Genomic DNA, 10301 nt, shown 5'->3' on the forward strand with positions numbered 1-10301 from the left:
GCCATGGCTGCCTCTATGGCGTGGCGTGTTGGACGAGGGTCATTATGTCGCTCCACCTTCCCGCTTGACGAATGCATACCTCATTGGCTATGCGTAAATCAATAGCTCTCAGGTTATCGATTGCAATGCCGAACGCTCACGATGTGCTGTTCAGGACGCTCGCCGATCCGACTCGGCGGGCTATCTTCGAACGACTGTGCCGCGAAGGAGAGCAATCGGTGAGGGCTCTGACCGCTCGGGCCGGGGTCTCGCAACCGGCCGTCTCAAAGCACCTCGCGATCCTGAAGCAGGCCGGCCTGGTGCGCGACCGCCACGAAGGTCGCCAGACGCACTATAGCGCGCAGCTCGGCGCCTTGGCCCCGCTGATCGACTGGACAAGGCAAATGGCCGGCTTCTGGCAAAGCCGGTTCGACCAACTCGAAGATCTGCTCAAGAGGATGGACCAATGAGCACTGCTGCGACCGAAACGCTCTCCGTCGTTGTCGAACGGGAAATATCTTATCCGCCGGAAAAGATCTGGCGCGCGCTCACGCAACCACACCTGATCGAGGAGTGGCTCATGAAGAACGACTTCATGCCTGTCGTGAAGCACCGTTTCAATCTTCGCGCAGACTGGGGCGCTGTCGACTGTCAGGTCCTGGCAGTCGAGCCGAACACAACGCTGTCTTACACCTGGGCGGCCTATGGTCTCGAGAGTGTCGTCACTTGGACTCTCACCCCTACGAGCACGGGGACCCGCCTGCGCATGGAGCAGTCGGGCTTCCGGCCGGATCAGAAGCAGGCCTACCAGGGCGCTAAATACGGGTGGCAGCAGTTCCTTGCAAACCTGGATCAGGTCCTGGCGCGGCCAGGCTGAAGTCTGCCGGCACAATTCAAGGCCAGGTTCGGTCTAAAGAACTGCATTGCGTGAGGTTCAAGCAATATGAAAAAAAGCGCAACGACCAAGGGCGAATCCCCTTCTCGGCTGATCGACGCGAGGATCAAGGAACTGGACGACTGGAGGGGCAAGACGCTCTCCCGGGTCCGCGCTCTCATCAAACAGGCTGACCCCGAGGCGGTCGAGGAGTGGAAGTGGAGAGGCGTTCCGGTTTGGTCTCACGATGGCATTATCTGCACCGGCGAGACGTACAAGAAAGCCGTGAAGCTGACTTTCGCCAAGGGCGCTTCGCTCAAGGATCCTTCGGGACTGTTCAATTCCAGCCTTGAAGGCAACACCAGGCGCGCGATCGATATCCACGAGGGTGATGAAATAGACGAGGATGCCTTCAAGACGCTGATACGCGCCGCGGCCGCCCTGAACAGGTCAAAGGCCCGATAGTAGAGGCCGGCGCCTCATGAGCCGGCGCCTATCGCGGCCGGCGCGATGTGGACAGCGCCAGGAAGGGCTCAGTTCTTCGCCGTCGGCGGCGGGGTGGCGGCCGCGGGCTGGGCTGCGGCTTGCGGGGCGCGGCCGACGATCACGGTGAGCAGGCCTTGCCCCCACAGCCGCTGGGCTGCCTTCCTGACGTCATCCAGCGTCACGGCATCGACGATGGCGTTGCGCTTCTCGATATAGTCGATCGGAAGCTTGTCGAGCTGATATTGCAGCAGCGCGGAAGCCAGTTTCGACGAGGTGTCGAGCGCGAGCATCTGCGAGCCCTTCAGGTAGGACTTGGCCTCGTCCAGCTCGGTCTGGGTCGGGCCATCCTCGGCGATCTTGCGGATCTCCTTGTTGATGGCGTCGACGGTTTCGCCGGCGCGGTCGGCGCGGGTGCCGGTATTGCCGACGAACAGCGCGGAGTGGTCCATCCACAGCAGCGATTCATAGACCGAATAAGCCAGCCCGCGCTTCTCGCGGACTTCGTGATAGAGCCGCGACGACAACCCGCCGCCGCCGAGAATGTGGTTGACGACATAGGCGGCCATGAAATTCGGATCGTGGCGCATGAGGCCGGGGCCGCCGAAGGTCACCACGGTCTGCGGCACGTCGAGCGGAATGAACGCGCGCTCCGGCGGCTTGGCGGCATCGATGTCGGGGACCGGCGTCAGGCTGGCCTTGGCCGGCAAGCCACCAAATGTCTTGTCGAGCAGCGCGCCGAGCGAGGCCGGGTCGATATCGCCGACCACGGCGATCTTCAGTGTATCCTTGGCGAGAACGCGGCGGACATAGTCCTTCAAATCGGCGATCTGGATTTTCGGCACGCTTTCCAGGGTGCCGTTGGCCTGCCGGCCGTAGGGGTGGTCGCCATAGGCCATTTCCAGGAACTTGCGTCCCGCGAGCGCGGAAGGATTGGTGGTGTCGCGCTTGAGGTTCGAGATTACCTGGGAGCGGATGCGTTCGACATCGGCGCTGTCGAAATGCGGCGAGGTCAGCGACATCCGCAACAGGTCGAAGGCCTCGTCCTTGTTGTCCTTCAGCATGCGCAAGCTGCCGCGAAAGGAATCCCGCGCCGAAGAGAAGCTCAGTTCGATGGCGCGGCGGTCGAGCCGTTCGTGAAACGTATTGGAATCCAGATCGCCGGAACCCTCATCGAGCGTGTCGGCGACCATGTTGCCGACACCGGCCTTGTCGGCCGGATCCTGGGTGGCGCCGCCGCCGAAGGCATATTCCATCGCGATCAAGGGCACGGTCGAGTCCTGCACGAACCAGGCCTCGATGCCTCCGGGCGAAATCAGATGCTGGATCTTTGCGGCCGCGTGCGAAGGCGTCGACAAAAGCGGCGCCAGCGCCAGGACGGCGGCGACGATCAGGGCAAAGCGCCTGGCGAAAATCCCGAAATTGCTCACGAACGCTTCTCCTCGCGCTTCGCAGTGGTGTCCTTGATCAGATAGCCGGTCACCGAACGGTTCTTGTCGAGCCATTTCTGCGCGGCGGCACGGACCTGATCGGCGGTGACGGCGCGAATGCGGTCGGGCCAGCTGCGGATGTCCTCGATGCTCAGACCCGTGGTGAGAGCGCCGCCATACCAGCGCGCCAGCGTCGCCTGGTTGTCTTGGGCGTAGATCGCCTCGGCGATGAGCTGGGTCTTGACGCGCTCGAGATCCTCGGACCGAACCGGGTTCTGGCAGACCTCCGCGATCACGCGGTCGATCACCTGTTCGATCTGCGAGAACTCCACGCCCGGCTTCGGGGCGGCCGAGATCGAGAACTGGGTCGCATCGAGCGAGGTGCCCTGATAGCCGGCGCCGGCGCTGACCGCGAGCGGCTTGTCGACGACCAGCGCGCGGTAGAGATAGGAGTTGTTGCCGCTGCCCATCAGCTGCGCCAGCACGTCGAGCGCCGGACCTTCGCCGGCCGCGGCAGTCGCAGCGGAGGGAACCAGATAATAGCGCTTCAGGCTCGGCTGTTCGACCCTGGCATCGGCGAGCGTGACCGTGCGCGCGGCGACCGGCTCGGGCTCCTGCGGACGAATCCGCTGCGCCGGGATCGCGGGCTGCGGGGCAACCTGGCCGAAGGTCTGCTCCGCCAACGGGCGGACATCCTTGGCGTCGACGTCGCCGGCGATCACCAGGATCGCGTTGTTCGGGGCGTAGAAGCGGCGGTAGAACGCCAGCGCGTCCTCGCGGTCGAGCTTCTCGATTTCCTGGTGCCAGCCGATCACCGGACGGCCATAGGGGTGATTGAGATACAGCGCCGCCATGATCTGCTCGATCAGCCGCGCTTCCGGATTGTTCGCGACCCGCATGTTGTATTCCTCGAGCACGACGTCGCGCTCGGGCAACACGTTCTCGTCCTTCAGGATCAGGCCGGTCATGCGGTCGGCCTCGAACTCCATCATCCCGGCCAGCTGCTCGCGCGGCACGCGCTGGAAATAGCCGGTGTAGTCGACCGAGGTGAAGGCGTTCTCATTGCCGCCGATCCGCAGCACGGTCTGGGAGAATTCGCCGGCCGGATGCTTGGCGGTGCCCTTGAACATCAAATGTTCGAGAAAATGCGCCAGGCCCGATTTCCCCGGCGTCTCGTCGGCGGAGCCGACCTTGTACCAGATCATCTCGGTCACGACCGGCGTGCGGTGATCGGGGATCACCACGACCTGCAGTCCGTTGGCAAGCGTGAAGCTGGCGGGAGGATCCGACGTCACCGTGGTCTGGGCGCGCGCGGCCGGGGCGAGCGAGGGAACGATAACCAGCGCCAGCGCCGCGGCGATCGGGATTGCTATTCGAAGTCGTGAAACCATGGCATGTCCTGACCGCTGTCAGCCCTGATATCGGCTGATCACGGTCGCTCCTTGTTCGCAGATACGAGGGTGCAAAGCGCTGCCGCGGGCTTTCTGTTCGACGCGTCGTTACCGGTTATTCCGTCGTTGCCGGGGCAGGGGCCTACCGAAGCGGGCGCAGCCACCGGTGTCCGACGTTGTCCGGGGCCAGCGCCAGCGATCAATTGCTGGTCTCTTTGCCCGTCATCACGTCGGTATGCGTGTTCAGCGATTTCTGGTCGTTCGGTCCGGTGCCGTAAGCGAAATTCGGCGACGGCGTCTGATACCCGGCGGGCGGCTGGGTCAGGGTTTCCCGTGTCGGCTCGCCCGTGAACGGGGCCGACTCGGGCTTGTTGCCCTTGAAAAGGTTGAAGAGGCCGCCGGTGTAGCCGAGCTGCGCCGGGCTGAGCATCGGATTGTTCGAAGTGCCGGGCTGGACCGGATCGTTATTGGTGCGGACGGGGGCGGCCGTCCTGCCGGCATTGAGTTCATCGGGCGTCAGCGGCCGGGCGGCTTCGGTGAGGCTCTTGGGCGTGGCTTTCTTCCGGGCCGCGATCGCCGCCTTGCGCCGCGCCTCGTCCGGATCTTTCGGCCAGTTCGGATCGCTGATCGCGCTCTTGGCGGACTCCGGCGGAGGCAGATCGATCTTGGGTGGCACTACCAGCGGGGAACGCTCGCGATAGTCGATGCCACGGTTCTCCATATTGGTGCCGCCGATTCCGGCCATGATATTGCCGATGATCTTCTCTTCGAAGGTCTTGTCGTCCTCGTCGTCATCCTGGGCGCGGGCGGCTCCGGCCGTCATCACCAGACCGACGCCCAACGCGACGACGGCGAGTCGCAGCGTGCGCCTCAGCGAGTCCTGCACCATCCAAACTCCGGCTTCGGTGTCGCGCATCGCTATTCCCGTTCCGTTCCGTGAGCGCGCCGGTCGAGGCGCATATTTCGCACCTTCTGGGCACCATTCCGAGGGTCCGTATCAGCCGGGATCAGGGCGCTTTTGCGGCGGGTACCCCCAGGAAGGAATCATACAGCAGGCCGGCTACCCCAGCAACGATCGCCACGTCGGCAACGTTAAACACGTACCAATTGAAGGGTTTCCCCCCGATCTGGACGTGGAACAGGGCAAAATCGACCACCGCGCCGTAGGCGAGGCGGTCGATGGCGTTGCCGATCGCGCCGCCGATGATCAGGCCGAGCGCGATCGTGGCGAGCCGGCTGTGCGAGCGTGCCATCCAGATCGCCAAAACGACGACCGCCACGGCCTTGACCGCGAGCAGGATGGCCTGGCCGGTCGCGCTCTCGTTCTGGAACCAGCCGTAGCTGATCCCGGTGTTCCAGGCCAGCACCAGGTCGAAGAACGGCGTCACCTTCACCGCGCCGCGGCGGGCGATGTCGAACACGCGCAGCAGCCAGAGTTTCGACGCCTGGTCGAGCGCGATCACGGCAAGGGCGGCGAAGATTCCGGGGCGCATGGGGAAGCTCAAACCGCCACTCCGAGCGCCTTCCACTCCCGCAGCGCCAACGCGTCGCGCGGCGAGACGTCGGGATAGTCGGGATCGCTGCCGACGGTGGGAAGGATCTTCCACGACCGCGCGCATTTGATGCCCACGGCCTTCTCGACCACCACGGCGACGCCGGGAATGTTGTCGAGACGGAAAGCGCCCGCGGGCGCTTCGCCCTCTCTCACCTCATAGTTCGAGGTGATGCAGACCTCGGCGAGGTCGACATCGAAAAGCGTCGCGAGAACCTGCCTGTCCGAGACATAGATGATCGGCGAGGCCTCCAGCGAGGAGCCGATCCTTTTTGCGGCGCGCTCGACTTCCAGCGCGCCGGTGACGACGCGGCGGACATCGCGGATGGTCTCCCATTTCGCGGCCAGCTTGTCGTCGCGGATATTTTCCAGCCCGTCCGGGAACAGCGTCAGATGCACCGACGGCTCGGCGTTCGGTCGGTACATCCGCCAGGCTTCCTCGGTCGTGAAGCTCAACACGGGTGCGAACCAGCGCAGGATCGCGTCGCAGATCATGTCGATGGCGGTGAGGGCTGCCTTGCGCGTCAGCGACGACGGCGGATCGCAATACAGCGTGTCCTTGCGGATATCGAAATAGAACGCCGACAATTCGGTGTTCATGAACGCCGACAGGCTCGCGACCACGGTCTTGTAGTCGAACTCTGCATAGGCCTTGCGCACGATCGCCGCCTGCTCGGCGAGCTGGTGCAGCATCAGCCGCTCCAGCTCCGGCATATCGGCATGCGCGACCGCGTCACCGCGGTGGAAGTGGTGCAGCGTGCCGAGCATCCAGCGGATCGAATTACGCAGCTTGCGATAGGTCTCGATGGTGTTCTTGAGGATCTCCGGGCCGATGCGCTGGTCGTCGGCATAATCGGTGGCGCAGACCCACAGCCGCAAAATATCGGCGCCCGAGTCCTTCATCACCTTCTGCGGCTCGACGGTGTTGCCGAGCGACTTCGACATCTTGCGGCCGTTCTCGTCCAGCGTGAAGCCATGGGTGAGCACGACGTCATAGGGCGCGCGGCCGCGGGTGCCGCAGCTTTCCAGCAGCGAGGAATGAAACCAGCCGCGGTGCTGGTCCGAACCTTCCAGGTACATCACGGTGTCCTTGCCGCCATCGACCTTGCGCTTGATGCCGGCGAGGCCGGGGAAATGCACGGGGTCTTCCAGCACGAAGGCGTGGGTCGAGCCGGAATCGAACCAGACGTCGCAGATATCGTCGATCTTCTTCCATTCCTCGTTGGCAAGCGAGCCCAGGAAGCGTTCGCGGGCGCCGTCCATGTACCAGGCGTCGGCGCCTTCCTGCTCGAAGGCGTCCGCGATACGCTTGTTGACGGCCTCGTCCTGCAGGATTTCGGCCGAGCCATCGCCCTTCTCGCGGATGAACACAGCGATCGGCACGCCCCAGGCGCGCTGGCGCGAGATTACCCAGTCGGGACGGCCCGAGATCATGCCGTTGATGCGATTCTGGCCCGCGGGAGGGACCCATTGCGTCACCGAGATCGCGTGCAGCGCGCGGGCGCGCAGGGTGTCGCCGGGTTTTGCGTTGCCGTGCTCCGCGATGTCCTTAGCCCCGGGCTTGCCCGGGGCGTCCAAAATAGGTTTGTCCATCGCGATGAACCATTGCGGCGTGTTGCGGAAGATCACCGGCTTCTTGGAGCGCCAGGAATGCGGGTACTGGTGCTTTAGGCGGCTGCGGGCGAGCAACATGCCGGCGTCGACCAGCGCCTTGATCACGGCCTCGTTGGCGTCGCCCTTCTCGCCCTTGTCGTTGATGACGCGTTTTCCGGTAAAGCCCGGAGCCTGATCGGTGAGTGCGCCGTGCTCGTCGACCGTGTAGGGGATTGCGGTCGAGATGCCGCGCGCTTCGAGTTCACGCGCGTTCGCCGTCCAGACATCGAAGTCCTCGCGGCCGTGCCCGGGCGCGGTGTGCACAAAGCCGGTGCCGGTGTCGGCGGTGACGTGCTCGCCCGGAAGCATCGGGACCGTGAACTGATAGCCGCCGGCGAGGCCCTTCAGCGGGTGCGCGCATTCCACCGCGTCGAGCGTGTCGGCCGGGATGTCGCGTACCTTCTCATAGGCCGCGACGCGCGCCTGCTTGAACACGCCTTCCGCCAGCGCATCCGCCAGGATCAGGAGATCGCCATTCTTGGCCCAGTTGTCGGCGGGCGCGTCGGTGACCTTGTAGAGGCCGTACGCGATCTTCGGCGAAAAGCTGATGGCGCGATTGCCGGGCAGCGTCCATGGCGTGGTGGTCCAGATCACTACGCACGCGCCGGCAAGCGCGCCGTGCGCCGGCGACGTCACCGGAAACTTCACCCACACCGTATCCGAGGTGTAGTCCTCGTATTCGACCTCCGCCTCCGCCAGCGCGGTTTTTTCAACGACGCTCCACATCACGGGCTTGGAGCCGCGGTACAGCGTGCCGTTGGCGGCGAATTTCATCAGCTCGCGCGCGATCTGGGCTTCGGCGAAATAGTCCATCGTCGCGTAGGGGTGGTCCCAGTCGCCGATGATGCCGAGCCGCTTGAATTCCTCGCGCTGCACGTTGAGCCAATGCGTCGCGTAAGCCCGGCACTCCCTGCGGAACGCCACCATCGCCGCGGAGTCGCGGAAGTCCGGCTTCTGCTTGCCCTTGGAGCGGTAGTTCTCCTCCTCGATCTTCCATTCGATCGGCAGGCCGTGGCAGTCCCAGCCCGGCACGTAGTTGGAATCGAAGCCGAGCATCTGCTGGCTCTTGGTCACGACATCCTTGAGGATCTTGTTCAGTGCATGCCCGATATGGATGTTGCCGTTGGCGTAGGGCGGGCCGTCATGCAGCACAAATTTCGCGCGGCCACGGGCCTGCTCGCGCAGTTTGTCGTAGAGGCCGATCTCGTTCCAACTCTTGAGGATTTCCGGCTCGCGCTGCGGCAGGCCGGCGCGCATCGGGAATTCCGTCTGCGGCAGGAACAGGGTCTTGGAATAGTCGGTAACGTCGGACTTTTGCGGCTTTTCGGACATGAAGGCTCTGGCTTGGCTTGGAGGGCGCGAAAACGCGATCAATCGCGGGCGAACGAGGCAAACCCCGGTCTTGCGCCGAGCCGAAGCTCAGGCGGAAGCCGGGCCGCTAATGCTTATGATGCGCCGCGCAAACATGCGGCTTTCCATAGCAGCCAAGCGGGGAAATCGCAAAGCCTTGGCTGCCGTCGGCGAGCTCGGGGAGGGCTAGCCGACGATTCCGAGCTTGGGGAACGCCGCGGGCGAAGCGGCCAGCATGGCCCGGGCGCGGGCGCTGTCGTCGTTCATCTGGACGATCAGCGCGTCCACGCTGTCAAACTGCAGCTCCTCGCGGATGAAGCCGATGAGGGCGACATCCAGCCTGGTCCCGTAGAGATCGCCCTTGAAATCGAACAGGAACACTTCCAATAGCGGCGCGCCATTGTCGAAGGTGGGACGGCGGCCGAAGCTGGCGACGCCGTCGAAACGCACCTGATCCTCGCCTTGCCCGCGGCCGACCCGCACCGCATAGATGCCGTGCTTGAGCCCGCAATTGGCGTCGAGGCGGATATTGGCGGTGGGAAAACCGAGGTCGCGGCCGCGCTTCTCGCCGTGGATCACCTCGCCGCTCACGAACCAGGGCGCGCCGAGCATCCGCGTGGCGTCGTCGATCTGGCCTTCCGCGAGCGCCATGCGGATCGCGCTGGAGGACACCGGCCGCTCCTCGATATCGACGTGGGGCTGCACGTCGACCTCGATGCCGAGCCGCGGCGCCTCGTTGACCAGCAGGCTCGGCGAACCCACGCGCCCCTTGCCGAAATGAAAGTCGTAGCCGACCGCGATGCCGCTGATCCCGAGCCGCTCGATCAGTTCATGGTGAATGAAATCCTGTGCCGAGGTCCCGGCCCTTGCCTTGTCGAAGGTCATGACCACGGCGCCGGCCAGGCCGGTCCCGGCCAATAGCCGCAGCTTCGCGGCCTCGTCGGTGAGCCTGAACTGGGGGGTGTTGGGGCTGAAAAACCGGCGCGGATGCGGCTCGAAGGTCACTGCCAGGGCCGGCCGCCCATGGCTATGCGCCATTTGCAGGGCTGCGGCGATCACCGCGCGGTGGCCGAGGTGGACGCCGTCGAAATTACCCATCGCCACCACGGTCCCCTTCGGGATCGCGGCTGCGGGCGTGGTGTCGCGGATAACGATGAAGCCGGGCGTCATTTTTCGGGATTCTTTAACTCAAAGATCGGAAAGGGTGCGGGACCGTGACGCGGCGGCCCCGATGAAGTCAAGCGGGAGGCCGCGCCGGTGCGTTGGCCGCGGGCCGTGTCCGTTTCCGGGTTAACGGGCTGTTTAACGGCTGATGTTACTGCTTGGGGAAAGCACTGCGGGGCGTTTCGACCCTGGCAGGCTCATTGTTGATGTGTGGCGTCAGGTGTCGTGGGGGATTCAAGATGGCGGTTGATACGTCGATGTCGGTTCTTGTGGTGGATGACTACAACACCATGATCCGCATCATCAGAAATCTTCTCAAGCAACTCGGCTTCGAGAATATCGACGACGCCAGCGACGGATCGGCGGCGCTGAACAAGATGCGCGGCAAGAAATACGGGCTGGTGATCTCCGACTGGAACATGGAG

Annotated in this window: 10 protein-coding genes; 4 read left to right on the forward strand and 6 right to left on the reverse strand. The window is 64.2% G+C overall.

Going from position 1 to position 10301, the window contains the following annotated elements:
• Positions 1 to 125: 125 nt before the first annotated feature.
• The 3 genes from QZ213_RS17895 (at position 126) to QZ213_RS17905 (ending at position 1318) form a co-directional block, all read left to right on the forward strand.
• The gene (locus tag QZ213_RS17895; protein WP_291687426.1) at positions 126 to 449 is read left to right on the forward strand and encodes a metalloregulator ArsR/SmtB family transcription factor; all 324 of its coding nucleotides are present in this window, start codon (positions 126 to 128) and stop codon (positions 447 to 449) included.
• Complete coding sequence (locus QZ213_RS17900) at positions 446 to 856, forward strand: SRPBCC domain-containing protein (protein ID WP_291687427.1); 411 nt, start codon at positions 446 to 448, stop codon at positions 854 to 856. The genes QZ213_RS17895 and QZ213_RS17900 overlap by 4 nt, the downstream gene beginning before the upstream one ends.
• 66 nt (positions 857 to 922) lie before the next feature.
• On the forward strand, positions 923 to 1318 hold the full coding sequence (locus tag QZ213_RS17905) for a DUF1801 domain-containing protein (protein ID WP_291687428.1): 396 nt from the start codon (positions 923 to 925) through the stop codon (positions 1316 to 1318).
• 68 nt (positions 1319 to 1386) lie between these two features.
• Here QZ213_RS17905 and QZ213_RS17910 read toward each other — a convergent pair whose 3' ends face one another.
• The 6 genes from QZ213_RS17910 to QZ213_RS17935 form a co-directional block, all read right to left on the reverse strand.
• The gene (locus tag QZ213_RS17910) at positions 1387 to 2841 is read right to left on the reverse strand and encodes a pitrilysin family protein (protein WP_291687429.1); all 1455 of its coding nucleotides are present in this window, start codon (positions 2839 to 2841) and stop codon (positions 1387 to 1389) included.
• Complete coding sequence (locus QZ213_RS17915) at positions 2763 to 4157, reverse strand: pitrilysin family protein (protein WP_291687430.1); 1395 nt, start codon at positions 4155 to 4157, stop codon at positions 2763 to 2765. The genes QZ213_RS17910 and QZ213_RS17915 overlap by 79 nt, the downstream gene beginning before the upstream one ends.
• A 199-nt stretch (positions 4158 to 4356) precedes the next feature.
• Positions 4357 to 5073, reverse strand: coding sequence for a hypothetical protein (locus tag QZ213_RS17920; protein ID WP_291687431.1), 717 nt, complete (start codon positions 5071 to 5073; stop codon positions 4357 to 4359).
• A gap of 91 nt (positions 5074 to 5164) precedes the next feature.
• Positions 5165 to 5650 (reverse strand): signal peptidase II, encoded by a 486-nt coding sequence (gene lspA, locus QZ213_RS17925; protein ID WP_291687432.1) that lies wholly within the window; start codon positions 5648 to 5650, stop codon positions 5165 to 5167.
• 8 nt (positions 5651 to 5658) lie between these two features.
• The gene (ileS, locus tag QZ213_RS17930; RefSeq protein WP_291687433.1) at positions 5659 to 8694 is read right to left on the reverse strand and encodes an isoleucine--tRNA ligase; all 3036 of its coding nucleotides are present in this window, start codon (positions 8692 to 8694) and stop codon (positions 5659 to 5661) included.
• A gap of 204 nt (positions 8695 to 8898) precedes the next feature.
• Positions 8899 to 9882, reverse strand: coding sequence for a bifunctional riboflavin kinase/FAD synthetase (locus QZ213_RS17935; RefSeq protein WP_291687434.1), 984 nt, complete (start codon positions 9880 to 9882; stop codon positions 8899 to 8901).
• A 233-nt stretch (positions 9883 to 10115) separates the two neighbouring features.
• Here QZ213_RS17935 and QZ213_RS17940 point away from each other — a divergent pair.
• The coding region (locus QZ213_RS17940; protein WP_291687435.1) for a response regulator at positions 10116 to 10301 on the forward strand (186 nt) is incomplete at its 3' end.

Source organism: Bradyrhizobium sp., from assembly GCF_017881085.1.
GTDB lineage: Bacteria > Pseudomonadota > Alphaproteobacteria > Rhizobiales > Xanthobacteraceae > Bradyrhizobium.

What these genes read in the sequence shown, in the direction of transcription:
- QZ213_RS17915 (WP_291687430.1), bottom strand. Translation starts at nt 4,157, where the DNA reads ATGGTTTCACGACTTCGAATAGCAATCCCGATCGCCGCGGCGCTGGCG.
- QZ213_RS17900 (WP_291687427.1), top strand. Translation starts at nt 446, where the DNA reads ATGAGCACTGCTGCGACCGAAACGCTCTCCGTCGTTGTCGAACGGGAA.
- QZ213_RS17910 (WP_291687429.1), bottom strand. Translation starts at nt 2,841, where the DNA reads ATGGCTCGACAAGAACCGTTCGGTGACCGGCTATCTGATCAAGGACAC.
- ileS (WP_291687433.1), bottom strand. Translation starts at nt 8,694, where the DNA reads ATGTCCGAAAAGCCGCAAAAGTCCGACGTTACCGACTATTCCAAGACC.
- lspA (WP_291687432.1), bottom strand. Translation starts at nt 5,650, where the DNA reads ATGCGCCCCGGAATCTTCGCCGCCCTTGCCGTGATCGCGCTCGACCAG.
- QZ213_RS17905 (WP_291687428.1), top strand. Translation starts at nt 923, where the DNA reads ATGAAAAAAAGCGCAACGACCAAGGGCGAATCCCCTTCTCGGCTGATC.
- QZ213_RS17895 (WP_291687426.1), top strand. Translation starts at nt 126, where the DNA reads ATGCCGAACGCTCACGATGTGCTGTTCAGGACGCTCGCCGATCCGACT.
- QZ213_RS17920 (WP_291687431.1), bottom strand. Translation starts at nt 5,073, where the DNA reads ATGCGCGACACCGAAGCCGGAGTTTGGATGGTGCAGGACTCGCTGAGG.
- QZ213_RS17935 (WP_291687434.1), bottom strand. Translation starts at nt 9,882, where the DNA reads ATGACGCCCGGCTTCATCGTTATCCGCGACACCACGCCCGCAGCCGCG.